The sequence below is a fragment of the Pseudomonadota bacterium genome (assembly GCA_040752895.1).
Taxonomy (GTDB): domain Bacteria; phylum Pseudomonadota; class Alphaproteobacteria.
This window is the reverse complement of the sequence record JBFMHN010000003.1, coordinates 118,975-143,895: the sequence shown is the minus strand read 5'-3', so window position 1 is coordinate 143,895 and position 24,921 is coordinate 118,975. Positions and strand designations below refer to the sequence as shown.

Genomic DNA, 24,921 nt, shown 5'->3' with positions numbered 1-24,921 from the left:
GGCGTGACCGGCTAGCGGAAAACGGCGAGACGGTCTTGCAGCGCCTCGAGGGAAACGACTTCCTGTTTGCCCGAATCAAGGTTGCGAAGCGTTACCGAGCCCTTCGCAATTTCCTCCTCGCCCAGCAAGATTGCCGCCCTCGCGGAGAGTTTGTCGGCACGCTTCAGGCGCTTCGACAGGTTCCCCCGGTAACCGAGTTCGACGATGAAACCCGCCGCCCTAAGCTCTTGGGTAAGATGTAGGGCGGCTTTTTCGACGTTGCCGCTGACTGGCACGATGGCGATAGGGCGTGGCGTCGGTGGCACCGTTTCAAGCATCATCGCCATCCGATCCACACCGGCCGCCCAGCCAATGCCGGGCGTGGCCGGGCCGCCCATGGCGGCGACCAAACCATCGTAGCGGCCGCCCGCCAGAACCGCCGACTGGGCGCCCAGCGCCTCCGACGTGAACTCGAAGGCGGTGTGGCAGTAGTAATCGAGCCCCCGGACGAGGCGCGGGTTCAGCGTATAGGCAATCTTGAGATCGTCGAGCCCGGCGCGCACGGCGGCAAACATTTCGGCTGACTTCGCGTTCAAATATTCCGGAAGTAGCGGCGCATCTTTAAGGATCTTACGGTCGTTCGCGTCCTTCGAATCAAGAACGCGCAACGGGTTGCGATCGAGGCGGGTTTGGCTGTCCTTGGAAAGTTCCAGGCGGCGGTCTTGCAGGTAGCCGACGAGCGTCTGGCGATAGGCGGCCCGGCTTTCGGCATCTCCGATCGAGTTAAGCTCCAACGTCGCCATCCGAAGCAGGCCAAGTTCCGAAAGAACTTGGGCGCCAAGCGCGATAATCTCCACGTCGCCGAGCGGCTCCTCAACGCCGAGAAGTTCGACCCCGATCTGATGAAACTGCCGAAGGCGCCCCTTCTGCGGCCGCTCGTAACGAAACATAGGCCCCTGGTAGAAGAATTTGAGCGGCAGGTGCTGATGCAGACCTCCCGAGACAAGCGCGCGGGCGACGCCCGCCGTCCCTTCCGGGCGAAGCGTGATTTCATCGCCGCCCCGGTCTGCGAAGGCGTACATCTCCTTCGTGACGATATCCGAGGCATCCCCCAGCGTCCGCGTGAAAACCTCGGAAAATTCGAAAATCGGCGTTGCGATTTCCCGATAGCCGTAAAGCTCGGCGACGCGTCTACCGGTCTCGCAGATATGGCGATGACGACGAATCTCATCGGGCAGGATGTCATGCGTGCCGCGGACTGGCTGCAGGGACGACACGAAAACCTCCCGCCGGATTCAGGAAGCGGCTGCGATGGGTTCGGTGGGCTGAGCCGAAGTCTTGGCTGATTCTTCCGCCTCGATTTCGGCGACCTTCTTTTCCACCAGCCCGACGATGTGATCAACGATTTGCAAATCGTCAATCTTGTGGTCGGCAATGCCATTCAAATAGACAAGATGCTTGCCGCCGCCCCCACCCGTCAACCCAATGTCCGTTTCCCGCGCTTCACCCGGTCCGTTCACGACACAGCCGATCACGGAAACCGTAAGCGGGGTCGTAATGTGGGCGAGGCGTTCTTCCAGAACCTCGACCGTCTTGATCACCTGGAACTGCTGGCGGGCGCAGGAGGGGCAGGCCACCACCGTCACGCCGTGGCGCCGCAGTTGAAGCGCCTTCAGAATTTCGTAGGCCGTCTTGACCTCTTCCACCGGATCCGCCGAAAGCGAAACCCGGATTGTGTCGCCAATACCCGACCAAAGAAGCATGCCGATACCGATCGAGGACTTGATGTTTCCCGTCCGAAGCCCGCCCGCTTCCGTAATACCGAGATGGAGGGGGTAATCGCAGGCCTCCGCCAGCCCCTGATAAGCGGCGACGGCGAGAAAGACGTCGGAGGCTTTGACACTGATCTTGAACTCGAAAAAATCGTTGTCTTCGAGAATCTTGGCATGATCCAGCGCGCTTTCGATCATCGCCTCCGGACAAGGCTCGCCATAGCGCTCGAGCAGGTCCCGCTCGAGGCTTCCGGCGTTCACACCGATGCGCATCGCGCAACCGTAGTCCTTCGCCGCCTTCACGACGTCGCGCACGCGGCTTGCCTCTCCGATATTGCCGGGATTGATTCGGAGGCATGCCGCCCCCGCTTCCGCCGCTTCGATGGCACGCTTGTAATGGAAATGGATGTCCGCAATGATCGGTACCGTCACTTCCGGCACGATTTTCTTGAGCGCTTCTGTTGATTCTTTGTCCGGACAGGAAACCCGCACGAGATCGGCGCCGGCGATTTCGAGCGCACGAATCTGGTTGACCGTCGCCTTGGCGTCCGAGGTCAGCGTGTTTGTCATCGACTGAACGGTGATCGGCGCATCCCCGCCAACCTTGATCTTGCCCACCTGTATCTGACGGCAGGGCCGGCGGTGAATTTCCCGATAAGGACGAACGGACATGGGAACTGTATCGCTCTGTTAATGGACAAGCCGGCACGGCCGGACGGGTAATTTTATCTGCGGCAACCCTACGTAGCCCCCCATGCGATTATAGGGTGGGTAGAACGTATATAGCGTAAAACGCCCGCCAAATGAAGGCCGCCGGGCGGCGCGCTTCAATCGAGGACGGCGTTCCCGGCCTTGAGACGCACCGGGTCCAGCAGCACCTTGCGCAGGATGGCCCCACTCGGACCCAAGGGGGCGATCCCCTTGCCGTCTATCAGGATATCGACGCCGCGGGCGTCGCCCACCGCCAGCGTCAGCCCTTCCAGCCTTGGCGGCCTATAGCTTTCGTTCGCGTGTAAAATCTTGGCCAGGATCGAACGATCTTCCCTGGTGCGGATTTCGATCCAGACGTCGTGAACGGCCCGAAGTTCGATCGTGCCGAAAGCCACCGTGGCGGTCTGCGCCGCAGGTTGCACTTTGTCCGCCTGCGCCGCCGCAGGTTGCACTTTGTCCGCCGCCGCCGGGGAAGGGGGCGGGCTTGCCACCGGCGGCCCTGCGAGGATGGACGTCGGCGTTTCGGCCGCCTTCGTACTTTCTTCGGATGCCGCCGTCGCCGAAGGCCCTGCGTCCATTGCCACTTCCGCTTCCGCCGTCGCCGAAGGCCCTGCGTCCGCGTCCGCGTCCGCTTCTGCTTCTGCTTCTGCTTCTGCTTCGGTCTCCACCGCCAACGGGGCCGGAGCCGCTTCTTCTACCGGCGCGGTCCGTTCGGGCGGAGGCGTCCGATAGGACATGGCGTACCACACGCCATAGACAGTGAGCGCCAACAGGACGGACAGCAGAAGGATAACACCCCTCGGGGCTCGCCCCTCGCGGGCCGGAATGGGAAAGATGAGGGATGTCGCCTGCCCGGAAACGGCGGCCTCGCTCTTGAATCGACGGACGATTTCCTCGCCGTCCAGACCCAGATAATTTGCGTAAGACCGCACGAATCCCATGGCGTACGTATCTCCCGGAAGGTCTCGATAGCGGCCTTCCTCAATCGCCTGAAGATAGACGGCACGAATCCGCAGCCGGTTAGAAATATCGGCAATCTGTTCCTGTTTTTTCTCACGCGCATCGCGCAGCGCCTTGGCGACGCCCCGCTCGCCGCCCGGCTGATTGCCGAACAGACGTTTGCTGCGCTGAACGTCCTCGCTCATCCTGTCGAAAGACGTGGGATCCGACTCTTGCATGCTATTTTCTTTTCCTAAGGATCGATCTTGCCTAACGGCGAGCACGCGGCTAGCCCTAAGGATCAGGCTCTATTTACCATATCGCCGGGGGTTTTGCTGCCGCCGCAGCATAGAAAGGTTCGCCGAGGACGGTCAAGGCAAGGTATGGCGCCTCAAACGGCAACTCCACGATCCAGGGCATAGGCACGCAATTTGTCCCGCACGCTGTGATCGGGCAGGTTGTAAAGCGTTTCCAAGTAGCCGGAAAAATTCGCCAGATGGAGGCTCAAAGCTGCCGTTTTGACCGGCCCGATGGCGCCGGAAGACATCGAAAGGTTGCGAAAACCCAGCCCAAGCAGCGCCATGGCGTCGAGCGGGTGGCCCGCCATCTCGCCGCAAAGCGCCACCGGCATGTTCGCCGCCTGGCATTGCTGAACCAGCGTATGAAGGAACCGGAGAACGGCCGGTGAAAGCGAGTCGTAACGGTTGGCAAGGCGGGGGCTTCCCCGATCGCTTGCAAAAAAGAATTGAAAAAGGTCGTTGCTTCCAACGGAAAGAAAATCGATCTGGGGAAGAAGCGTCGGCAATTGCCAGAACAGCGCGGGCACCTCGAGCATAACGCCGACTTCGATCGTATCCGGCAGTTTCTCGCCGCGCTGTCTCTCGCGTGATACTTCCATCTCCAGAAGCTTACGGGCCGCAACGTATTCCATAACTTCCGCCACCATCGGAAACATGATGCGCAACCGACGGCCAGCGGCTGCGCGAAGAAGCGCCCGCGCCTGCTGGCGCAAAAGCTGGGGCCGGTCGAGAGCGATGCGAAGCGCCCGCCACCCCATGGCCGGGTTTTCCTCGGAATCGCTGCCGACGGAAAAGTAGGGGAGCTGTTTATCGCCGCCGATGTCGAGCGTGCGGAAGGTGACCGGCTTGTCCCCCGCCTGGTCTAGGATACGGCTATAAATTTCCGTCTGCTCCTCGACCCCCGGAAAGGAAGGACGCACCATGAAGAGGATTTCTGTTCGATAAAGGCCAATACCGTCCGCGCCGCTTTCCTCCAGGTGCCGAAGATCTATAAGCAGCCCCGCGTTCAGATTAAGTGAAACGGGAACGCCATCGGTCGTTACCGTCGGTTTATGCCGGATCGCCGCGTAAAGCGCCCGACGCTCAGCCAGTGCGCGCAGGCTTTCGGCGAAGGTTTGTTGGACGTCTTCCCCCGGCCGGATGAAGACCTGGGTGTTGTCGCAATCGACGATGACCGGCTCCAAATGGTCGATTTTCTCCAACACCCCCTTCACGCGCGCCAGCACCGGGATATCCAGCGTCCGCGCGATGATGGCCACGTGGCTTGTGGGCGAGCCTTCCTCGAGGACGAGCGCCCTGAGTTTCTTCGAGTCGTAGTCCAAGAGCTCGGCCGGCCCCATGTTGCGGGCGATGAGAACGACATCGGCCGGCAAATCGGCCGAAGGCATTTTGTTGTCGTGACCGGTCAGGTACTGGATCAAGCGATTGGCGAGGTCATCCAAGTCATAAAGGTTCTCGCGGATGATGGGGTCGACGATCGCCTCCATCCGCACCCGGGTTTCTTCCTGCACCTTTTGGACGGCCGCCGCCGCCGTCAAGCCGCTGACGATCGCTTCGTTGATCCGACCAAGCCAGCCCCGGTCCCTTGCGAACATCCGATAACTTTCAAGGATATCTTTATGCTTGCCTCCGATCACGATGTCGGCGGCGGTTATCAACTCGTCCAGAGTGCTATGAAACTTGTCGAGGGCCTCTTCGAAGCGGACGCGCTCGCGCTCCGGGTCCTCGGCCACGAGTTCGTGGAGTTCAATGCGCGGCCGATGCAAAACCGCCTGCCCCATTGCCAGGCCCGGACTCAACATAACGCCCCCGAGCCGAATAGGCAGGACGACGTTACCTTCGACTTGGAACAGTTCCTCCCTTGAAACGAGTTCGCCGCCGGCGACAAGTTCCGCCAGAACCATGGCGATCGTTTGCAGCAACTCGATTTCGATTTCGGAGTAGAGGCGGCGGGTTTTATTCTGCACGACGAGAACGCCGACCACGCGCCCGTCATGCAGGATCGGCACCCCCAGAAAGGAGTGATAGATTTCCTCCCCCGTTTCGGGGCGATAGGCAAAGTGCGGGTGGGTTTGTGCATCCGCCAGATTCAACGGCTTAGCCGTTGCCGCGACTTGGCCGACGAGCCCCTCGCCCACGCGCAAGCGGGTCACGTGGACCGCTTCCCGTTTCAAGCCCTTGCTTGCAAAAAGTTCCAGCACCTCGCCGGCGCGGAGCAAGTAGACCGAACACACTTCGGCCACGATGTCGGCGGAAATGATGTTGACGACTTTGTCGAGACGCTGCTGCGCTTTCCCGGAGGAGGCCATGACGTCCCGCAGCCGTCGTAACAGACGGCGGGGCGCGCCTTCGTCGACCTTCATCGTCATGACATTTAACTCAGGTTCGGCATCGTGCCTCCGCAGGGGCGCGCGCTTGCTCCAACAGTTCCTGGATGATATCCCGGGCGGGTTGCTCCTGCGTTACCATACCAACGCTTTGCCCTGCCATTATTGATCCATTCTCGACGTCACCCTCAATGACGGCCCGGCGAAGCGCGCCCGCCCAAAAGTGTTCGATCACAAGCTGGGCTTCCTTTTGGCTGAGATCCCCGCGACGAAACTTTTCGATGACATCGCGCTGCGTCTCCAGGAAGCGCTGGGTTGCCCGATTGGGCAAGGCCCGGACCGGGATGACGGAAAATTGCGGATCCAGCTGGACGGAAGGCACAGCGTCCCGGGCGCTTGCCTTAATGAACGCCCGTTTGAAGTTGGGGTGCGCGATCGATTCCGTCGCGCAGACGAAGCGCGTTCCCAACTGGCACCCGGCGGCTCCCATTTCTAGGTAAGCAAGAATGGCCTCCCCTCGGCCAATTCCACCGGCGGCGAAGACCGGCACCTCGCGGACATGGGGCAGAATTTCCTGGGCGAGCACGCTCGTCGCAACCGGCCCGATATGCCCACCGGCTTCCATACCCTCGATGACGAGCGCGTCCGCCCCTCGCCGGATCAATTTGCGCGCAAGGTTCAGGTTCGGCGCAAAACAAAGGACCTTCCTGTTCGCGGCCTTGACCCGATCGATCGCGCTGACCGGCGGAATACCCCCGGCCAGCACGATGTGCGTCACCTTAAGATCGAGGCACACCTCGATCAGCGCCATAAGCTCGGGGTGCATCGTGATCAGGTTGACGCCGAAGGGACGCGCGGTCAGCGCGTACGTCGCCTTAATTTCCTCCGACAACTGACCGGGAGACATCGCGCCAGAAGCCAGGACACCGAAGCCACCCGCGTTCGATAGCGCCGCAACCAGGCGGCGTTCCGACACCCACGTCATGGCACCGCCCAAGATGGCGTGATCAACGCCCAAGAATTCGCAACCTCGGCGCTGCAAGCGTTCGAGGTAGGAACCATTCCCGCCCATTGAACTACGAAACGTCCAGGCCGTAGGCCGAATGCAGCGCCCGGAGCGCCAACTCGGTATATTCTTCCGCGATCAGGACGCTGACCTTGATTTCAGAAGTGGAGATGACCTGGATGTTGATGCCCTTGTCGGCAAGGGTTTGAAACATGCGCTGGGCAACTCCGGCGTGGCTTCGCATGCCGACGCCAATAACTGAAATCTTCGCAACGTTCGGGTCTGGAACGAGAGATTGGTAGTTTAGCTCTTGCCTCTTGGCCTCGATAATCTCAATGGCGCGCTGAAAATCCCCGCGGGTCACCGTAAAGGTCAGATCCGTTGCGCTCCCGTCCTCGGAAACGTTCTGGACGATCATGTCCACGTTAACGTTTGCCTCCGCCAACGGCCCAAAAATGCCCGCGGCAACGCCTGGCCGGTCCGGCACTTTTACCAGCGTGATTTTCGCCTCGTCCCGGCTATAGGCAATCCCGCTCACCGTCTCATGTTCCACGATTTCCTCCTCACCGACGACCAGCGTACCCGGCTTGTCCGAAAAACTGGACAATACCTGAAGACGAACCCTGTGCTTCATCGCCAGCGCGACGGAGCGTGTTTGCAAAACCTTGGCCCCTTGCGAGGCGAGTTCCAGCATTTCTTCATAGGTGATTTTATCCAGCTTCCGCGCCTTAGCAACGATGCGGGGGTCGGTCGTAAAAACACCCTCCACGTCGGTAAAAATATCGCAGCGGTCTGCCTGCAGGGCGGCCGCCAGCGCGACGGCGGAGGTATCCGATCCACCCCGGCCCAAGGTAGTGACGCGCCCATCCGGCCCGATACCCTGGAAGCCGGTTACAACGGCGACCGTGCCACGGTTGAGGTCTGCCAGAAGCTTCGTCGCGTCGAGCTGTTGAATCTTCGCCTTGGCATGGGCGCCATCCGTCACCACCGGCACTTGCCAGCCCGTCCATGAGCGCGCGGGAATGCCTTGCGCCTCGACGGCAAGCGCAAAAAGGCCCGCGCTCACCTGCTCACCCGTTGAAATGACGCTGTCGTATTCCGCCGAATCGGTACGGCCGGAGATTTCCTCCGCCCAGGCGACCAATTGGTCCGTCGCATGGCCCATGGCCGAGACGACGACCGCGACCTTATTTCCCGCCTTCACTTCGGCAACGGTACGTCGAGCCGCGTTGCGGATACATTCCATATCCGCAACAGAGGTTCCGCCAAATTTTTGAACGACACACGCCATAGGGCCCGTTTCGATGGATTTTCCGGTCTTTCGGGAGCCTTCCCGATCCAGTAAGTTGCCGAAATCGGTGGCTATTCATACCCTTAAGGAATTACCGGCACAAGCCTGCCCGAGCCGGGGCAGCGTCTCGGTCGGGAGCCCCGGGGAAAGGCATGGAGAACGGGTGAGCAATACGATCCAAACACAGGCTTCGGGCAGCGTCGACGCCCGGGAGGTCGCGGCCTTCGAGGCGATGGCGGATAGTTGGTGGGATCCGAAGGGAAAGTTCCGCCCCCTGCACCAGATCAACCCCGTGCGGGTGGCCTTCATCCGCGATCACCTGGCCGCCCATTTTGGGCGCGATCCCCTGCGGCCGAAGCCCCTCGAAGGGCTTGCCGTTCTCGACATCGGCAGCGGCGGCGGATTGTTGAGCGAACCGCTGGCCCGGCTGGGGGCGCGGGTGACCGGCATCGACGTCGGGGAACGCAACGTCAAAGTCGCGCGCGCCCACGCCGAAGCGATGGGGCTTGACATCGATTACCGAGTTGCAACGGTCGAAGCCATGGAAGCCGGGAACCAGCGGTTCGACGCCGTCCTCAATATGGAGGTCGTCGAACACGTTACCGACGCGGCGGCCTTTCTGGGAAGCTCTGCGGCGCTGGTGAAGGACGATGGCGCCATGGTCGTCGCCACCTTGAACCGGACGATCAAGGCCTACCTTCTGGCAATCGTCGGCGCCGAATACGTGCTCGGCTGGCTTCCCCGCGGGACCCATCGCTGGCAGAAATTCCTGCGGCCATCCGAAGTGGCCGCCTATCTGCGGCCTCACGGATTCGCCCTTCAGGACTTGCGCGGGATAGCCTACGACACGTTGCGCGACACGTGGCACTTGACGAACCGCCCGGACGTCAACTATCTGGCTTTCGTGACGAAGGGCTCCGCCCGTTGACTGGTTTTTCCCTTGCCGGCGCATTCCCCCATGATGCCTGACCACGACTTGCCCGATCCTTCACCCTGGGTCGTTCGGTTCGCAAACCGCATCCGCAAGGACGGCGAAATCCTGGACGTGGCCTGCGGAGGGGGGCGCCACACAAGGCTTTTTCTGGACCGGGGCTATCGCGTCGTCGCCGTCGACCGGGACCTCGACCGGCTGGGGGATCTGCGCCACCATCCAAAGCTTGAAACCGTCGCCGCCGACCTCGAGGGCGGACGCTGGCCCCTGGCAGGCCGCCGTTTCGCCGGCATCGTCGTGACGAATTATCTCCATCGCCCTTTGTTCCCGCAGCTGATCGAGGCGCTGGAGGACAACGGAACCCTGATCTACGAGACCTTTGCAGAAGGGAACGAGCGGTTCGGCCATCCGAAAAACCCGGATTATCTTCTAAAGAGCGGCGAGCTTCTGAGGCGTCTTGTCGAGCCGCTCTACATTCTTTCCTACGAAGAGATCGAACGCGGCCCGCCGAACCCAGCGGTCCTGCAACGGGTTTCCGCCAGCAAAAACCCCGAACACTGGGCTTAGATCCGGTTCTGCTTCCGAAAACCTAGGGCAACGCCTTAAGCGTGAAGGCCCGGTCGTGCGCAAGGGCCGGGATCTGTCGCCGTGCCGCCTCGACCTTCCCGGGCGCGATCTCGGCCAGGACGAAGCCAACCTTTTCACCCCCATCGGCAAGCACCTCCCCCCATGGGTCGACGATCAGGGAATGGCCAAAGGTCTGGCGGTTACCCGCATGGGTTCCGCACTGGGCGGGCGCGAACACGAAGGCCCCGGTTTCGATGGCGCGGGCGCGCAGCAGGACATGCCAATGCGCCTCGCCGGTCTTCCGCGTAAAAGCGGAAGGAACGGTCAGGTAGTGGGCGCCGGCCTTGGCAAGGGCGCGATAGAGAGCGGGAAAGCGAAGGTCATAGCAAACCGTGAGACCGACCGGTCCCCAGGGGGAGACGGCCAGCACCGCCGCCTCGCCGGCACGATATGTCTTTGATTCCTTATAGGATTTATCGCCCTCTAGATCGACGTCGAACATATGGATCTTGTCGTAGCGAGCGACGATGCCGCCCGCGTCATCCAGGAGAAAGGACCGATTCGCGACGCAGGTCTCGTTCAAGCGGATGGCGAGCGACCCCACCACAAGCCAGGCCTTCGTCTCGCTGGCCAGACTGCAAAAATGCGCCAAGGCCGGATGTTCCGCTTCGGGCTTCGCCTTAGCCAGGACGTTGCGTCGCTGCGGCTCCATCATGGCGACGTTTTCCGGAAGCAGAATGAAATCCGCGCCGGCCTTCCGCGCCGCCCGAACCAGATCGGACGCGACGCTTAAGTTCGGCGCCATCTCGCGTTCCGAGTTCATCTGGATGCAAGCGGCAATGAACGTCTTGGTCATGAGCGCACTTCCCCCGGCATGTAAAGCTTAGCGAACCACGCGGGCAAGCGTAAGCGCATCGACGGCCGCAGCGCCGCCCTCCAACAGGGTTTCCGCACACGCTTCGATCGTGGCGCCGGTCGTCATCACGTCGTCGATGAGAAGAATGCGCTTCCCCGTAATCCGAGGTTGGCGGCCACGGCGAAGGGCAAAGGCACCCTGGACGTTACGGCGACGCTCGGTTGGGTTCCGGTTGCCCTGGGAAGGCGTGCGCCGCCGCCGCACCAGAAGATCCACGGCAACCGGCACGCCGCCGAGACGGCTTAGGGCCTGAGCCAGCAACCCCGCCTGATTGAAACGGCGCTGGAAAAGGCGCGTCCAGTGAAGCGGCACCGGCACCAGCAAATCGGCTTCCTGGAGCAACTCTTGACCCGCCCGATAAAGCCAGCGCGCGAAGACGGGGGCCGCGTAGGTCTTATCGCCGTGCTTGAAACCGAGAACTAGATCCCGCGCCCGCGGCGCGTAGCGCATGACGGCGCGCGCCCGACCATAGGGCGGACGCCGCTCAAGACAGGCGGCGCAGAGCGACCCTTCGCCGGCGTCGAACTCGAAAGGGTGTCCGCACGCCGCACAACAGGGCGGCGAGAGAAAATCGATTGCCTGCCAGCATGTCGCGCAAAGAGCGCCCTCTCGGTCCACCACCATGCCGCAAGCGAGGCATCGGGGTGGCAGGAAAAGATCGAGAGCGCGCGCCGAAAGGCGCTGACCATAGGCCGGTTGTTCGATCTGCTGCATCGGAGGAAAATCTGGGCGCGAAGGAGAGGGATTGTCAATTGCCTGAAGTGCGGGGGATCCGTTTTGTGAGAGGAACAGGATGTGCCATAAGGTTGCCATGCCCGACGGCGTAACTCTTTTTGACCGCAGCCTTGTTCGTCGGCATCGGGATCGCGCGGCCGAAACGTTCGATGAACACGACTTCCTCTTTCGCGAAGTAGCGGAACGCCTTCTCGATCGGCTCGACGACGTCCTGCTTGAGTTCCCGCAGGTCCTCGATCTCGGGTGCCACACCGGCTATCTCGCCCGCGAGGTCCGAAAACGGCGCGGCGTTCGCGAGGTCGTGGCTTCCGACCTTTCGCCCGCCATGACGGCGCGCGCCGCCGCAAAATCTGGCAACGTTCTCTTCGTCAGAGCCGATGAGGAATTCCTGCCGTTCGGCGAACGGCGTTTCGACCTTGTGCTGAGTTGCCTCAGTCTGCATTGGGTGAACGACCTGCCGGGTGCGCTTCTCCAGATTCGCCGCTGTCTGAAGCCAGGCGGCCTTTTTCTCGGCGCCATGTTTGGCGGCGAAACCTTGCGGGAACTCTACCAGGCGTTTCTTGTCGCCGAGGCGCAAGGGGGGGGCGGCGCCAGCCCCCGGATCTCGCCCTTCATCGACATCCGGGACGCCGGGCAGTTGCTGCAACGGGCGGGTTTTGTCGAACCCGTCGCCGATTGCGACAGGATCACGGTGATTTATGCAAACGCGCTTAAGCTGCTCGAGGATCTCCGCCGGACGGGCGAAACGAACAGTTTGCACGCGCGGCGGCGGAATTTCACCCCGAAGGGTACGGTTCTCCGCATGGCGAAAGCCTATGAGGATCGCAGCCGGGGGGAAGGCGGGCAGCTGCCAGCGACGTTTCGGGTCGTTTACCTGACGGGCTGGGCTTTGGGGCAGGCAAACGGCGCTTAAACCGCCTGCAGGCGCTTGTCCGCGAGATCAACGATGTCGCCCAAGATCACTGAAAAGTCGTAATCCTTCGGCGTGTAGGTGCGGGCGACCCCCATATCCTTCAAACGTTTCTCGTCCTCCGGCGGAAGGATTCCGCCGACGACGACGGGAATATCCCCGATGCCGCTTGCCCGCATCTGCTCCAGCATCGCCTGCACCAGGCCCAGGTGGGATCCGGAAAGAATGGAAAGCCCGATGACGTGCACACCTTCTTCGATGGCGGCGGCGACGATCTGGGAAGGTGTCAGTCGGATGCCTTCGTAAATCACCTCCATGCCGGCGTCCCGCGCACGCAGGGCGAGCTGCTCCGCCCCGTTCGAGTGACCGTCGAGGCCGGGCTTGCCAATCAGGAGCTTGACGCGCTGGCCGAACTTCTTCGAGAGCGCCTCGACCCGAAGACGCACGGCCTGAAAGTCCTCCGGTTTGCGGGCGTGGCCAACGGCCCCCTGAACGCCGGTCGGCGCCCGGTATTCCCCGAAAATCCCGCGCAGCGCGCCGGCCCACTCGCCCGTCGTAACCCCGGCATGGGCACAGGCAATCGAGGGCTCCATGATGTTTTGTCCCGCCGCCGCCGCCGCCTGCAACGCCGCCAACGCCTTGGCAACGCACACTTCTTCGCGATTCTTCCGCCACGACCGCAGGCGGGCGATCTGGGCTTCCTCGGCCCTGGGATCGGGCCTGAGATAGCCGCCGTCCTGGTCGGCCGTCAGTGGGGAGGGCGCCGTTTCCTCGTAGCGGTTGACCCCAACGACGACGCGCTCTCCCGACTCGACAGCGGCGATCCGCCGGCTGTTCGATTCGACCATCCGCCGCTTCATGTAGCCGGACTCGATACAAGGCAGGACCCCGCCGAGTTCTTCGATCTTGCGGAGCTCCTCAACCGCGGCGTTCTTCAATTCCTCAACCTTCGCCTCGATCACGGCCGAACCACGGAAAATGTCTTCGTATTCGAGAAGGTCCGTCTCGTACGCGACGACTTGCTGGAGACGGAGACTCCATTGCTGATCCCATGGCCGCGGCAAGCCAAGCGCTTCGTTCCAGGCCGGCAATTGCACGGCGCGCGCGCGCGCATCCTTCGAAAGCACGACGGCGAGCATTTCGAGAAGTATCCGATAGACGTTGTTTTCCGGCTGCTGTTCGGTGAGGCCCAAGGAATTGACCTGCACGCCATAGCGAAAGCGCCGAAACTTTGGATCTTCCACGCCATAGTGCTCACGCGTGATTTCGTCCCAAAGGGCGACAAAGGCGCGCATCTTGCAAAGCTCGGTAATGAAACGGATGCCGGCATTGACAAAGAAGCTGATGCGGCCGACGACCTGGGGAAAATCCGCCGTTGGCACCTGGCCGGAATCGCGTACCGAATCCAGAATCGCGCCGGCCGTCGCCAGCGCGAAGGCCAGCTCCTGCACGGGCGTCGCCCCTGCTTCTTGCAAATGATAAGAGCAGACGTTGACCGGATTCCACTTTGGGATTTCCCGATAAGTGAAACTGATCACATCGGCCGTAAGCTTCATGCTGGGGCCGGGTGGAAAGATATACGTGCCGCGCGAGAGGTATTCTTTGATGAGGTCGTTCTGTACGGTGCCGCTTAAGGTGCCACGCGCCAGCCCCTGCTTTTCAGCCGCCGCCACGTAAAGCGCCAGAAGCCATGGGGCCGTGGCGTTGATCGTCATCGACGTGTTCATGCGATCAAGCGGGATGCCCTCGAAGAGGGTCGTCATGTCGCCCAGATGGGAAACCGGAACGCCGACCTTGCCAACCTCGCCGCGGGCAAGCTCGTGATCCGAATCGTAGCCGGTCTGGGTCGGCAGATCGAAAGCGATTGAAAGACCCGTCTGGCCGCGGGCGAGATTCGTCCGGTAAAGCGCGTTCGAAGCCGAGGCCGAACTGTGGCCGGAATAGGTCCGGAGGAGCCACGGCGCTTCCCGGCCGGCCGGCTGGCCGTTCGGGGATTTCTTCCTAGCCGGTTTTGGTGATTTTTTTCCCATGGCTCTCGATGCTAGGAGGTTTTCGACGTTCCCTCAAAACGATTGTTAATCTTCCAAGATTTCCCGGAAAGAAGATTGAATGTTTCGTAAACTATACAACTCGTGAAATAAACTAATATATTTTGCATTGCAAAATTTTACGGCGGGCGTTAGAGGTAGCGTCTATTCAGAAGGCCAAGCGTCAGAAGGAGGGAGCCTGAACGACGATGACCGAATCCGCCAAGGTAATCGAATTAAACGCGCGCGCCGCGAAGAAGGACCTTTATGAGATCGGCGAGATTCCGCCGCTCGGTCATGTTCCGAAGAATATGTACGGCTGGGCCATCCGGCGGGAACGCCACGGCGAGCCGGAAAAGGCGATGCAGATCGAGGTGCTGCCGACGCCGGTCATCGATTCCCATGAAGTGCTCGTCCAGGTCATGGCGGCCGGCGTGAACTTTAACGGCATCTGGGCAGCTCTCGGCATCCCGGTTTCCCCATTCGACATTCACAAGGCGGATTTTCACGTTGCGGGCTCGGACGCTTCCGGCATCGTCTGGGCCGTCGGAAACAAAGTAAAAAACTGGAAAGTGGGCGACGAGGTTGTCATTCACTGCAACCAGGACGACGGCGACGACGAGGAATGCAACGGCGGCGACCCGATGCTTTCTCCCTCCCAGAGAATCTGGGGCTACGAGACGCCAGACGGTTCTTTTGCGCAGTTTGCGCGCGTGCAGGCGCGTCAGTTGATGCCGCGCCCACGGCATCTGACGTGGGAAGAAGGCGGCTGTTACACGCTGACGCTTGCCACGGCCTATCGCATGCTGTTCGGGCACCGGCCGCACATTCTAAAACCCGGCCACAACGTGCTGGTGTGGGGCGCGTCCGGCGGGCTTGGCTCGATGGCGATCCAGTTGATCGCGACGACGGGTGCCAACGCCATCGGCATCGTTTCGGACGAGTCAAAGATCGACTTCGTGAAGTCCCTCGGCGCGAAAGGCGTCATCAACCGCAAGGCATTCAATTGTTGGGGACCGCTTCCTGACGTCAAGGATGCGCGGGCATATTCGGAATACATCAAGACATGCCGCGAGTTCGGACGCGCCATCTGGGAATTCACCGGCAAGGGCGTGGACGTTGACTTCGTCTTCGAGCACCCCGGCGAGCAAACCTTCCCCGTATCCTGTTTCGTCGTGAAGCGCGGCGGCATGGTCGTCTTTTGCGCCGGGACGACGGGCTACAACATCACGTTTGACGCACGCTTCGTGTGGATGCGCCAGAAGCGAATCCAAGGCAGCCACTTCGCCCATCTAAAACAGGCAAGCCAAGCTAACCGTCTCGTCATCGAACGGCGGATCGACCCTTGCATGTCGGAGGTCCTCGCTTGGGAAGACATCGCGCGCGCCCATACCAAAATGTGGAAAAATCAGCATAAGCCGGGCAATATGGCCGTTCTGGTTCAAGCAAAACGACCGGGCCTGCGCACTTTCGAGGATGTTCTGGAAGCCTGATCGCCGGCCTTTTTTTCGAGACGGCCATCCGTTTGCGCCCAAGACGGACGGCGCACGCTTTGCAGAAGGGCAAGGCCGGACCCAAGCATGAACGACATGGCCGTCAAGCAAACGCCCCCCCTGCCCGACCTTGTCGGGCGCGCCGCCAAGGCCCTTGCCGCGGCCGAAAAGCTGGTCGAAGCGGCCAGGGAAGCCGTTGCCAACCGCCTTACCGAGGACGGCCAGCTGAAAGGCGCGCTGCTGGACCGCCATCAATTTGCCGCCCACGGCTTTGCTTGGCTTGCGACCTATGTGGAGGGGCTTCGCCAGTTGCTTGGCTGGGCGAAGCGCCTGACGGAAGCGGGTGAATTCGGCGAACGCGAATCCCTGATTCTCGAAATCGCCTTCGGCGAATATTTGGCCCAGATCGCCGGCGGAATCGCCATGAGTCAGATTGAAATCGTTCGTCCCGGCGACCTTGGCATCACGGAGAAAGACCTCGCGGCCTTCGTCGCGGACGAGGCGGTGAAAAATTTGGCCTTTCGCGGAAGGGGCGATGCGGCCCGACTGCGGCTGGCGGAGCTTCTGAAGGAAAGCCTTGAGACCGGAAATTTCGGCGCCCTTGGCCTAGCCGACGAAACGCTGGAGCTCATCCGTGAACAGTTTCGACGGTTCTCCGATGAACAGGTAACCCCTTATGCCCATCAATGGCACCTCAAGGACGAACTGATCCCCCTTAGCGTCATCCAGCACATGGCCGAGCTTGGCGTTTTCGGCTTAACCATCCCGGAAGAGTATGGCGGACTGGCTTTGGGCAAGACGGCGATGTGCGTCGTCACCGAGGAATTGAGTCGCGCCTATATCGGGGTCGGCTCGCTCGGCACGCGCTCGGAGATCGCCGCCGAGCTTATCCGCAACCACGGCACGCCCGCCCAAAAAGAGCGCTATCTGCCAGGCATCGCAAGCGGAGAGATTTTGCCCACCGCCGTCTTCACGGAACCGAACGTGGGCTCGGATCTGGCCAGCCTGCGCACGCGCGCCGTGCGGGTAACGGGTGCGGACGGCAAGACGGCCTACCGCGTCACCGGAAACAAGACCTGGATCACCCATGCCGCGCGGGCCGATCTCATGACGCTGCTCGTCCGCACGAATTCCGAGGAGAAAGGGTATCTGGGCTTGAGCATGCTGCTTGCGGAAAAGCCGCGCGGCAAGGACGGCGACCACTTCCCGGCAAAGGGCATGACGGGCAGCGAGATCAAGGTGCTCGGCTACCGGGGAATGAAGGAATACGAAATCGGCTTCGACGATTTCGATGTGCCGGCGGAGGACCTGCTCGGCGGGAAAGAGGGCGAAGGCTTCAAGCAGCTGATGGCGACCTTCGAGAGCGCGCGCGTGCAGACGGCGGCCCGCGCGGTGGGGGTGGCCCAGAACGCGATGGAGCTTGGCCTGCGCTATGCGCTCGATCGCGTCCAGTTCGGTCGACCGATCTATGAATTTCCAAGGGTCGCCGGCAAGATCGCCTGGATGGCGACCGAGATCATGCTGGCCCGCCAGCTTGCCTATTTCGCGGCCCGCGAGAAGGACGCCGAGCGGCGCTGCGACGTCGAGGCGGGCATGGCAAAACTGCTGGCGGCCCGGGTCGCCTGGGCCGCCGCCGACAACGCGCTTCAGATTCACGGCGGCAACGGCTATGCAGAGGAATACCCGATCAGCCGGGTCCTGTGCGATGCCAGGATTCTCAACATCTTCGAAGGTGCCGGAGAAATCCAGGCCCAGGTGATCACCCGCGGGCTTCTGGCAAAACGTAACTAACGGCGCCGACGCGGTCCTTGACAAAGGGACCGATAAGGGAATAAAATCCTACTCATCTTCGGAAGACATGCGCCCGCGGCAAGGCCGACGGGCGTTTTTTTTTGCCGCATTCCCTTCCTCCCAACGCAGGAGCCCCCATGACGACCCTTCTCCCCCGTGACGACGACAACATCCCGATCCAGATTCTCCGTCTCAAGGCCGGAAAAGCCCACGCTATCAGCGTGACGGCGACGAGCGCTCGCAACACGACCGCCTTCGATGCGAACACCCGCGCGATCGCCGTTTATGCGACGGGCCCCTGCTTCATGCGCAGCGGCGGCGCAACCGTCGTCGCGGTCGCGACGGACCATTACCTGCCGGGCGGCACCTATCTTTACTTGTCCCTCGGCCAAGGAAAGGCCGGGCGGGACACCCATATCGCCGCGATCCGCGCAAGCGCGGACGTCACCCTCTACATCTCGGAGCTGGAGTAATGCACGGTCAAGTGGGGGCGCTCCTCAAGCCAAAGGCGGCCTTTTCCCCCTTGGGCCTTCCGGGCCTGAAGCTGTGGCTGGCGGGAAACCGCTCGGCCCTAACCCTAAACGCCGGCAATATCTCCCAGTGGAACGATGTTTCCGGAAACGGCAACCATGCCATCCAAGGGACGGCGACCCAGCAACCGGCCTATTTGGCGAATGCGGTTGGCGGCTTGCCCGGAGCCGACTTCGCCGGGGACAACCTGGACGGTCTGAACGTGGCCGCCGCCGCTACGGTCAACAACCTGTGGGCCGGCGGCGGGTATTTGGCCGTGGTCTTCAACCCGGACCAGATCAAGAGCCCGGACGATTGGGAGCGCCTGCTTACGAAGAACAATTCCACAAACGATGGCTGGGATATTTATCTCAGCAACGCGTTGTCTGGGGCGGGGATGCTTACCTTCTTTCAGACATTCAGCACGACTGGCGGCCAGTGGGAAACCACGACGCCACGAAGGCCGATCGTCGCCGGTCAGGCTAATTTGCTGGAGGTTAGCTATGACTCCGGCAGCGTAGCGAACGACCCGGCAATCCGGGTAAATGGGGCGCTGATTTCACTGGCGGAGGTTGCAACCCCGGTTGGCGCCGCCTTGAACGACAGCGCGAATGTCCTGCGAATCGGCAGGGATTGGTCCGGTGGCCGCGACCTGGATGGCAAAGTCGCGGAGGTGGCGATTTATTCCTCCGTTCCAAGCGCGGCTGAACGGATGACTTTACGGAATCATTTGGCGGCGAAATACGGGATCACGCTTACATGACAAAATATATGGAATTTCCAAGCGCGGCGACGGCAAAAGCCTTTGCAGAAAAGATGGGGCAGGCTCTCGGGCTTTGTGACGCAAACGGCGAGCCGACGGCGAAGGCCGTTGCAACAAAAACCTACCGCTACACGGAGCCAACCGAGCACCCTTCGGACGGGCGGGCAATCTGCGCCGTCAGCGCGGACGCCGAACCTTTTCTTGTCGAGGCAGAGCTTGCGGCGCTGAAAACGCCGGAAGCCGTCGCCGGGTTTTTCCCGGCGGAAGAGGCGTAGAAAGGTTTGCGGCCGATGGGCCGGGCAAAGCGGGTTCTTTTCGCTGGGTCTTAGCCCTGCGTCGCGCTAATCTTTGCGGTATGGAGACACTGGCCCATATTCTTCCCTACTTTGTCGGCCTTGCGTTGCTTGCCACCCTCGCCGTGCTGGCGACCGGCGTTGTCGCCATGTTTCGCGGCGGCGCGTTCAACGCAAAATACTCGAACAAGCTCATGCGGTGGCGCGTCATCCTGCAGGGAGTTGCCATTGCCCTGCTGGGGCTCATGTTCTACTTCTCGACGCGAGGTTGAGCGCGCATGGTGCGGCTTACGAAAATCTACACGCGCGGCGGCGACAAGGGAAAAACCTCGCTTGGCGGAGGCAAACGCGTTCCAAAGCACGACCTGCGCGTCGCCGCCTATGGGACGGTCGATGAAGCCAACGCCACCATCGGCATCGCGCGCCTCCATACAAGCGGGGAGACGGACGCCATCCTCCGCCGTATCCAGGACGATCTTTTCGACCTTGGCGCCGATCTTTGCACGCCAGAGAGCGGCAAGGACGCCCTTCGCATCGTCGATGCCCAGGTCACGCGCCTGGAAAAAGAGATCGACACCATCAACGCCGAACTGGAACCTCTCAATTCCTTCGTGTTGCCGGGCGGCACACCGGCCGCCGCCCATCTCCACCTTGCCCGCACCGTCGTTCGCCGCGCCGAACGGAAGATGACGGAACTTGCCGGCAAGGAATCCGTCAATCCCCTCGCCATCCGCTACGTGAACCGTCTCTCCGACCTTCTGTTCGTGCTGGCCCGACACTTGAACGACGCCGGCAAAAAGGACGTACTGTGGCGCCCCGGCGTCAACCGTTAATCTCTTTCTGAACCTCCTGAAACTCCCATCTCCCCCGGAATTGACACCTCCCCCGCACACCCGTATTGTGCGACTGCGAAATGCCCGGATCGGGCCGCGTTGCCGGCACCGGTTTCTTAAATCCCAAGACCAGCCAACCGCCAAACGATTGCAAGATACGGTTCACCGATGAAAGTACTCGTCGCTGTCAAACGGGTCATCGATTTCAACGTTCGCGTGCGAGTGAAGGCCGACCATACCGGCGTTGAAACCGCAAACGTGAAGATGTCCATGAACCCTTTCGACGAGATTGCCGTCGAAGAGGCGGTACGCCTGAAGGAAAAGGGAGCCGCCACCGAGGTCATCGTGACCTCGATCGGGGGGGCCAAATGCCAAGAAACCCTGCGCACGGCGCTTGCCATGGGGGCGGACCGCGCCATCCTCGTCGAGACGGACCTTGAACCAGAGCCGCTTGCCGTTGCGAAGATCCTGAAGGCGGTCGTCGAGAAGGAAGGTGGCGGTCTCGTGCTTGCCGGCAAACAAGCCATCGACGATGACAGCAACCAAACCGGCCAGATGCTGGCCGCCCTGCTGGGCTGGCCGCAAGGCACCTTCGCCTCAAAAATCACGATCGCCGACGGCAAGGCCGAAGTTGTCCGGGAGATTGACGGAGGCCTCGAGACGCTTTCCCTGAAGCTTCCGGCTGTCGTTACGACCGACCTTCGCCTGAACGAACCCCGCTATGCCTCGTTGCCCAACATCATGAAGGCAAAGCAGAAAAAACTCGACGTCCTGAAGGCGGAAGCGCTTGGCATCGATGTGCGCCCCAGGCTTAAGCTTCTGGAAGTCAGGGAGCCGTCGAAACGCGAGGCCGGCGTCAAGGTGACAAGCGTCGCCGAGCTTGTGGACAAGCTGAAGAACGAGGCCGGGGTGCTCGGATGAGCGTTCTGATCATCGCCGAACACGACGCCTCCGCGATCAATCCCGCCACCCATCGTACGGTCACGGCGGCCCGCGAGCTGGGAGAAGACGTTCATCTTCTGCTGGCAGGCGACGGCGACGCGGAGGCCGCCGCCAAGATCGAAAGCGTCCGGAAGGTGCTTGTCGCCAAGGGCGCGCACTACAACCATGGCCTTCCGGAAAATCTGGCAGCGCTTGTCGTGAGGCTGGCCAAGACATACAGCCACCTGCTTGCCCCCTCGACGACGTTTGGAAAGAACTGCCTTCCGCGCATCGCGGCCCTTCTCGACGTCGCACAAGTCTCCGACGTCGTGCAGATCGTCTCGCCGGACACCTTCGTGCATCCTATCTACGCCGGCAACGCGCTGGCGACCGTCCAGTCCTCGGACCCGATCAAGGTCATCACCGTGCGTACGACCGCCTTCAAGGCCGCGGCGGCGGAAGGTGGCGCGGCCGCCATCGAATACGTCGAGGCAGCCGAGGAAAGCGGTCTTTCGAGCTTTATCGGGCAAGCATTGAGCAAATCCGAGCGGCCGGAGCTCACCAGCGCCCGGGTCATCGTTTCCGGTGGACGCGGCATGCAAAGCGGTGAAAATTTCAAGCTGCTGGAAGCCATTGCCGACCGTTTGGGTGCCGCCGTCGGCGCCTCGCGGGCAGCCGTAGACGCCGGTTTTGTGCCCAACGATTATCAGGTTGGCCAGACCGGCAAAATCGTTGCGCCCGAACTTTATATTGCGGTCGGCATCTCCGGAGCCATCCAGCATCTGGCGGGGATGAAAGACAGCAAGGTGATCGTCGCCATCAACAAGGACGAGGAGGCCCCGATTTTTCAGGTAGCCGATTACGGGCTTGTCGAGGATTTGTTCAAGGCCTTGCCGGCGCTGATGGAAGAACTCGACAAACTGCTATAACCAAGCCTGCAACTCAGTCGGAAAAACAACTCATGATCGAAAAAGCTGGTGTCATCGGCGCGGGGCAAATGGGAAGCGGCATCACCCACGTGCTCGCACTTGCCGGTATAGACGTTGTGCTAAAGGATGTCAGCGAAGAGCGGCTGAAGAAGGCGATCGAAACGATCCAGTACAATATGAACCGCCAAGTCAGCAAAGGAAAGATCACGGAGGCGGATCAAAAGGCGGCGCTAGGTCGGATTAAATCGACAACGGATTATGCCTCTTTCAAGGAATGCGACCTTGTGATCGAGGCTGCCACCGAGAACGAGGATGTCAAAAAGAAGATTCTGCTGGAACTTGTTCCACATCTGAAGCCGGACGCCATTATCGCCACGAACACGTCCTCCATCTCGGTGACGAAACTCGCCTCCGTCACGGATCGGCCGGAAAAATTCATGGGCATGCATTTCATGAACCCGGTTCCGGTGATGGAACTGGTCGAATTGATCCGCGGCATCGCGACCAATGAAGAGACCTTTCATGCGGTTCGCGAGCTTACGGAAAGGATCGGAAAAAAAGCATCCGTGGCCGAGGATTTTCCCGCCTTCATCGTGAACCGCATCTTGCTCCCCATGATCAACGAGGCGGTCTATACGCTATACGAAGGGGTGGGCTCGGTTGAGGAAATCGATCGCGCCATTCGCTTGGGCGCCAACCACCCGATGGGACCGCTGGAGCTTGCCGATTTCATCGGCCTCGACGTTTGTCTCGCCATCATGCAGGTCTTGAACGAAGGCCTGGCCGACACGAAGTACCGCCCCTGCCCGCTTCTGGTTAAATACGTCGAGGCCGGCTGGCTGGGCCGAAAGACAAAGCGCGGGTTCTATGACTATACGGGCGAACAACCGGTACCGACCCGCTAGTCCCCGGCGACGGGTTTTCCAAGATAGGAGCGGACGAGGGCGAGCGCTTCCGGCGTATCCCAGTCGGCGAGGCCGGCGTGGCTGCCAAGCACCCGGCCTTCGTGATCGATGAAGGCGGTCACCGGCACCCCCACAAGGCCAAACGCCTTCGCCACCCTGCCTTTTGGGTCGAGATAAATCGCCAAGCGGTTGATGCCGAGCTCTTCGTAGAAGGGCTTCACGACCGCAAGACCGCCACGATCGAGCGCAAGCGCAAGAACGACGATGTCCTCGCCGGCAAGCAGCCCCGCCAGGCGATCCAGGGTCGGCAGCTCGCGCACGCAAGGCCCGCACCACGTCGCCCAGAGATTGAGAACGATGCCCTTCCCTCGCCAATCGGCAAAGCGCCGTTCCCGATATTCTTCGTCGTAGAAGACCGCATCCGGCACTGGCCGGGGCTTGGAAAGCGGCGTAAAGTGCAGGGCCGCTGGCGGAGGAAAGTCGGCCGGCGGGCGGGCAAATTGCCACCACCACGCCGCCAGCCCGGCGCCAATGGCAACCGCCCCGAGAACAAGGATCAAACGCAATCGGCTGGACATGGCAACCGGCAGTTCGACATGAAGACAAAATCCCCCCCCGTTACGGACAGCGCCCCGCCCCTTCGGCAGGGCCGCTTCGACCAGGCTCCGGACATTACCCTCGAAACAATCAATGCCTCGATCGGTTTTGACAAGCGGCTTTATGCGCAGGATATAGCCGGTTCGAAGGCGCATTGCGCCATGCTGGTGGCAACCGGCATCCTCGCCCATCCGGATGGCGAGGCGATCCTCAAGGGACTTGAGCGAATCGATGCCGAAATCCAAAAAGGCGAGTTCGAGTTCAAGGCAGAGCTTGAAGACATTCACATGCATATCGAAGCGCGGCTTCGGAAACTCATCGGCGAGACCGCCGGCAAGCTGCATACGGCCAGGTCGCGGAACGATCAAGTGGCGACGGACTTCCGGCTTTGGGTGCGAGAGGCCGTCGATATCGCGACCATCGCGCTTCGGGAATTGCAGGCGGCTCTGCTCGACCGCGCGGAAGAGCACGCGGAGACCCTGCTGCCCGGGTTCACCCATCTGCAGGCGGCACAACCGGTCTCCCTCGGGCATCATCTGCTGGCCTATGTCGAGATGTTCGGCCGCGATCGGAGCAGGCTCGAAGACTGCCGGCGGCGGCTCAACGAAAGTCCGCTCGGGGCGGCGGCGCTGGCCGGAACGTCCTTTCCCATAGACCGGGAAATGACGGCCGCCACGCTTGGTTTCGACCGGCCGATGGCGAATTCGATGGATGCCGTAAGCGACCGGGACTTCGCGCTGGAATATCTGAGCGCGGCGGCAATTACCGCGACGCATCTTTCGCGGTTGGCCGAAGAGATCATTCTTTGGTCGAGCACGCCGTTCGGTTTCATACGCCTGTCGGACGCTTTCTCGACCGGCAGTTCGATCATGCCGCAAAAACGGAACCCGGACGCCGCCGAGCTGGTCCGCGGCAAGGCGGGGCGCGTACTCGGCGCACTGACCACCCTACTCGTTGTGATGAAAGGGTTGCCGCTTACCTACAGCAAGGACATGCAGGAGGATAAGGAGCCCGTGTTCGATACGACGGACACCCTCCTTCTCTGCCTCGCCGTGATGACCGGTATGGTCCGCGACCTCGCGGTTGACCGCGAACGCATGCTCGCGGTGGCGGGGGCAGGCTACACGACGGCGACGGACCTTTCCGACTGGCTGGTCCGGACGAGCGGGCTTGCCTTCCGGGATGCGCACCGAATCACCGGCGAAATCGTGAAACTTGCCGAGAAGAAGGGCGTTGGCCTGGAAGAACTTCCCCTCAAGGAAATGCAACGCATCGAGGCTCGGATCACGAACGCCGTTTTCGATGTGCTTGGCGTTACGCGTTCCGTCGAAAGCCGGACGAGCGCCGGCGGCACGGCGCCGGCAAGGGTACGGGAAGCCGTGCGCCAGGCGCGGAGCCGCTTCCTATGAGGCGGGCGCTTCTTTGGCTGCTGCTGGCCTTTTGTCTGGCCGGGACGCTGACGGCGTGCGGCAAGAA

The 24,921-nt window shown here is 61.5% G+C and carries 24 protein-coding genes; 14 read left to right on the top strand and 10 right to left on the bottom strand.

The genetic code is table 11. From position 1 onward, the window contains the following. Positions 1-11: 11 nt before the first annotated feature. From hisS to AB1781_06975, 6 genes are all read right to left on the bottom strand, one after another. Positions 12-1,256, bottom strand: coding sequence for a histidine--tRNA ligase (gene hisS / locus AB1781_07000; protein ID MEW5704320.1), 1,245 nt, complete (start codon positions 1,254-1,256; stop codon positions 12-14). An 18-nt stretch (positions 1,257-1,274) separates the two neighbouring features. After that, positions 1,275-2,423, bottom strand: a complete 1,149-nt coding sequence (gene ispG / locus AB1781_06995; protein ID MEW5704319.1) for a flavodoxin-dependent (E)-4-hydroxy-3-methylbut-2-enyl-diphosphate synthase — start codon at positions 2,421-2,423, stop codon at positions 1,275-1,277. A gap of 155 nt (positions 2,424-2,578) precedes the next feature. Beyond that, complete coding sequence (locus AB1781_06990; protein MEW5704318.1) at positions 2,579-3,640, bottom strand: RodZ domain-containing protein; 1,062 nt, start codon at positions 3,638-3,640, stop codon at positions 2,579-2,581. Between the two features lie 152 nt (positions 3,641-3,792). Then, positions 3,793-6,069: a phosphoenolpyruvate--protein phosphotransferase gene (gene ptsP, locus AB1781_06985; GenBank protein ID MEW5704317.1), complete on the bottom strand. Its 2,277-nt coding sequence runs from the start codon at positions 6,067-6,069 to the stop codon at positions 3,793-3,795. Between the two features lie 10 nt (positions 6,070-6,079). Continuing rightward, a complete protein-coding gene (locus AB1781_06980; GenBank protein MEW5704316.1) occupies positions 6,080-7,099 on the bottom strand; it encodes a nitronate monooxygenase in 1,020 nt (339 codons plus the stop codon). A gap of 4 nt (positions 7,100-7,103) precedes the next feature. Continuing rightward, positions 7,104-8,324: an aspartate kinase gene (locus AB1781_06975; GenBank protein MEW5704315.1), complete on the bottom strand. Its 1,221-nt coding sequence runs from the start codon at positions 8,322-8,324 to the stop codon at positions 7,104-7,106. 163 nt (positions 8,325-8,487) lie between these two features. On the opposite strand from AB1781_06975, the gene ubiG reads away from it, so the two are divergent. After that, positions 8,488-9,252, top strand: a complete 765-nt coding sequence (ubiG, locus tag AB1781_06970) for a bifunctional 2-polyprenyl-6-hydroxyphenol methylase/3-demethylubiquinol 3-O-methyltransferase UbiG (GenBank protein MEW5704314.1) — start codon at positions 8,488-8,490, stop codon at positions 9,250-9,252. A gap of 30 nt (positions 9,253-9,282) precedes the next feature. Then, entirely contained in the window at positions 9,283-9,822 is a 540-nt protein-coding gene (locus AB1781_06965) for a methyltransferase domain-containing protein (protein ID MEW5704313.1), read from the top strand. Positions 9,823-9,844: 22 nt separating this feature from the next. Here AB1781_06965 and AB1781_06960 read toward each other — a convergent pair whose 3' ends face one another. Beyond that, positions 9,845-10,678: a carbon-nitrogen hydrolase family protein gene (locus tag AB1781_06960; GenBank protein MEW5704312.1), complete on the bottom strand. Its 834-nt coding sequence runs from the start codon at positions 10,676-10,678 to the stop codon at positions 9,845-9,847. Between the two features lie 27 nt (positions 10,679-10,705). After that, entirely contained in the window at positions 10,706-11,452 is a 747-nt protein-coding gene (locus tag AB1781_06955) for a ComF family protein (GenBank protein MEW5704311.1), read from the bottom strand. A gap of 79 nt (positions 11,453-11,531) precedes the next feature. On the opposite strand from AB1781_06955, the gene AB1781_06950 reads away from it, so the two are divergent. Then, positions 11,532-12,386 (top strand): methyltransferase domain-containing protein, encoded by an 855-nt coding sequence (locus tag AB1781_06950; protein MEW5704310.1) that lies wholly within the window; start codon positions 11,532-11,534, stop codon positions 12,384-12,386. Here AB1781_06950 and AB1781_06945 read toward each other — a convergent pair. Beyond that, entirely contained in the window at positions 12,383-14,413 is a 2,031-nt protein-coding gene (locus tag AB1781_06945) for a protein meaA (protein ID MEW5704309.1), read from the bottom strand. The two genes, AB1781_06950 and AB1781_06945, sit on opposite strands and share 4 nt — an antisense overlap. Before the next feature lie 206 nt (positions 14,414-14,619). On the opposite strand from AB1781_06945, the gene ccrA reads away from it, so the two are divergent. The 10 genes from ccrA to AB1781_06895 all read left to right on the top strand — a co-directional run bounded on the left by ccrA (position 14,620) and on the right by AB1781_06895 (position 22,848). Next, a complete protein-coding gene (gene ccrA, locus AB1781_06940) occupies positions 14,620-15,903 on the top strand; it encodes a crotonyl-CoA carboxylase/reductase (protein MEW5704308.1) in 1,284 nt (427 codons plus the stop codon). 96 nt (positions 15,904-15,999) lie between these two features. After that, positions 16,000-17,694 (top strand): acyl-CoA dehydrogenase family protein, encoded by a 1,695-nt coding sequence (locus AB1781_06935; GenBank protein ID MEW5704307.1) that lies wholly within the window; start codon positions 16,000-16,002, stop codon positions 17,692-17,694. 137 nt (positions 17,695-17,831) lie between these two features. Then, complete coding sequence (locus AB1781_06930; protein ID MEW5704306.1) at positions 17,832-18,167, top strand: hypothetical protein; 336 nt, start codon at positions 17,832-17,834, stop codon at positions 18,165-18,167. Next, a complete protein-coding gene (locus AB1781_06925; protein ID MEW5704305.1) occupies positions 18,167-18,967 on the top strand; it encodes a LamG-like jellyroll fold domain-containing protein in 801 nt (266 codons plus the stop codon). Before AB1781_06930 ends, AB1781_06925 begins: the two co-directional genes overlap by 1 nt. Continuing rightward, complete coding sequence (locus tag AB1781_06920; protein ID MEW5704304.1) at positions 18,964-19,242, top strand: hypothetical protein; 279 nt, start codon at positions 18,964-18,966, stop codon at positions 19,240-19,242. The genes AB1781_06925 and AB1781_06920 overlap by 4 nt, the downstream gene beginning before the upstream one ends. An 80-nt stretch (positions 19,243-19,322) precedes the next feature. Continuing rightward, a complete protein-coding gene (locus AB1781_06915) occupies positions 19,323-19,532 on the top strand; it encodes a twin transmembrane helix small protein (GenBank protein ID MEW5704303.1) in 210 nt (69 codons plus the stop codon). A 6-nt stretch (positions 19,533-19,538) separates the two neighbouring features. Continuing rightward, on the top strand, positions 19,539-20,093 hold the full coding sequence (locus AB1781_06910; protein ID MEW5704302.1) for a cob(I)yrinic acid a,c-diamide adenosyltransferase: 555 nt from the start codon (positions 19,539-19,541) through the stop codon (positions 20,091-20,093). A 168-nt stretch (positions 20,094-20,261) separates the two neighbouring features. After that, positions 20,262-21,014: an electron transfer flavoprotein subunit beta/FixA family protein gene (locus AB1781_06905; GenBank protein ID MEW5704301.1), complete on the top strand. Its 753-nt coding sequence runs from the start codon at positions 20,262-20,264 to the stop codon at positions 21,012-21,014. Then, positions 21,011-21,943: an FAD-binding protein gene (locus AB1781_06900; GenBank protein MEW5704300.1), complete on the top strand. Its 933-nt coding sequence runs from the start codon at positions 21,011-21,013 to the stop codon at positions 21,941-21,943. The genes AB1781_06905 and AB1781_06900 overlap by 4 nt, the downstream gene beginning before the upstream one ends. A 32-nt stretch (positions 21,944-21,975) precedes the next feature. Beyond that, positions 21,976-22,848 carry a 3-hydroxybutyryl-CoA dehydrogenase gene (locus tag AB1781_06895; GenBank protein MEW5704299.1) on the top strand — a complete coding sequence of 291 codons (873 nt, stop codon included), beginning with the start codon at positions 21,976-21,978 and terminating at the stop codon, positions 22,846-22,848. Here AB1781_06895 and AB1781_06890 read toward each other — a convergent pair. Continuing rightward, positions 22,845-23,426 carry a TlpA disulfide reductase family protein gene (locus AB1781_06890; GenBank protein ID MEW5704298.1) on the bottom strand — a complete coding sequence of 194 codons (582 nt, stop codon included), beginning with the start codon at positions 23,424-23,426 and terminating at the stop codon, positions 22,845-22,847. The genes AB1781_06895 and AB1781_06890 overlap by 4 nt on opposite strands. 18 nt (positions 23,427-23,444) lie before the next feature. Here AB1781_06890 and argH point away from each other — a divergent pair, with 18 nt between their 5' ends. Then, complete coding sequence (argH, locus tag AB1781_06885) at positions 23,445-24,854, top strand: argininosuccinate lyase (GenBank protein ID MEW5704297.1); 1,410 nt, start codon at positions 23,445-23,447, stop codon at positions 24,852-24,854. Positions 24,855-24,921 lie beyond the last annotated feature (67 nt).

What these genes read in the sequence shown, in the direction of transcription:
- ispG (MEW5704319.1), bottom strand. Translation starts at nt 2,423, where the DNA reads ATGTCCGTTCGTCCTTATCGGGAAATTCACCGCCGGCCCTGCCGTCAG.
- AB1781_06990 (MEW5704318.1), bottom strand. Translation starts at nt 3,640, where the DNA reads ATGCAAGAGTCGGATCCCACGTCTTTCGACAGGATGAGCGAGGACGTT.
- ptsP (MEW5704317.1), bottom strand. Translation starts at nt 6,069, where the DNA reads ATGACGATGAAGGTCGACGAAGGCGCGCCCCGCCGTCTGTTACGACGG.
- AB1781_06980 (MEW5704316.1), bottom strand. Translation starts at nt 7,099, where the DNA reads ATGGGCGGGAATGGTTCCTACCTCGAACGCTTGCAGCGCCGAGGTTGC.
- AB1781_06975 (MEW5704315.1), bottom strand. Translation starts at nt 8,324, where the DNA reads ATGGCGTGTGTCGTTCAAAAATTTGGCGGAACCTCTGTTGCGGATATG.
- AB1781_06965 (MEW5704313.1), top strand. Translation starts at nt 9,283, where the DNA reads ATGATGCCTGACCACGACTTGCCCGATCCTTCACCCTGGGTCGTTCGG.
- AB1781_06960 (MEW5704312.1), bottom strand. Translation starts at nt 10,678, where the DNA reads ATGACCAAGACGTTCATTGCCGCTTGCATCCAGATGAACTCGGAACGC.
- AB1781_06955 (MEW5704311.1), bottom strand. Translation starts at nt 11,452, where the DNA reads ATGCAGCAGATCGAACAACCGGCCTATGGTCAGCGCCTTTCGGCGCGC.
- AB1781_06950 (MEW5704310.1), top strand. Translation starts at nt 11,532, where the DNA reads ATGTGCCATAAGGTTGCCATGCCCGACGGCGTAACTCTTTTTGACCGC.
- AB1781_06945 (MEW5704309.1), bottom strand. Translation starts at nt 14,413, where the DNA reads ATGGGAAAAAAATCACCAAAACCGGCTAGGAAGAAATCCCCGAACGGC.
- ccrA (MEW5704308.1), top strand. Translation starts at nt 14,620, where the DNA reads ATGACCGAATCCGCCAAGGTAATCGAATTAAACGCGCGCGCCGCGAAG.
- AB1781_06935 (MEW5704307.1), top strand. Translation starts at nt 16,000, where the DNA reads ATGGCCGTCAAGCAAACGCCCCCCCTGCCCGACCTTGTCGGGCGCGCC.
- AB1781_06930 (MEW5704306.1), top strand. Translation starts at nt 17,832, where the DNA reads ATGACGACCCTTCTCCCCCGTGACGACGACAACATCCCGATCCAGATT.
- AB1781_06925 (MEW5704305.1), top strand. Translation starts at nt 18,167, where the DNA reads ATGCACGGTCAAGTGGGGGCGCTCCTCAAGCCAAAGGCGGCCTTTTCC.
- AB1781_06920 (MEW5704304.1), top strand. Translation starts at nt 18,964, where the DNA reads ATGACAAAATATATGGAATTTCCAAGCGCGGCGACGGCAAAAGCCTTT.
- AB1781_06915 (MEW5704303.1), top strand. Translation starts at nt 19,323, where the DNA reads ATGGAGACACTGGCCCATATTCTTCCCTACTTTGTCGGCCTTGCGTTG.
- AB1781_06910 (MEW5704302.1), top strand. Translation starts at nt 19,539, where the DNA reads ATGGTGCGGCTTACGAAAATCTACACGCGCGGCGGCGACAAGGGAAAA.
- AB1781_06905 (MEW5704301.1), top strand. Translation starts at nt 20,262, where the DNA reads ATGAAAGTACTCGTCGCTGTCAAACGGGTCATCGATTTCAACGTTCGC.
- AB1781_06900 (MEW5704300.1), top strand. Translation starts at nt 21,011, where the DNA reads ATGAGCGTTCTGATCATCGCCGAACACGACGCCTCCGCGATCAATCCC.
- AB1781_06895 (MEW5704299.1), top strand. Translation starts at nt 21,976, where the DNA reads ATGATCGAAAAAGCTGGTGTCATCGGCGCGGGGCAAATGGGAAGCGGC.
- AB1781_06890 (MEW5704298.1), bottom strand. Translation starts at nt 23,426, where the DNA reads ATGTCCAGCCGATTGCGTTTGATCCTTGTTCTCGGGGCGGTTGCCATT.
- argH (MEW5704297.1), top strand. Translation starts at nt 23,445, where the DNA reads ATGAAGACAAAATCCCCCCCCGTTACGGACAGCGCCCCGCCCCTTCGG.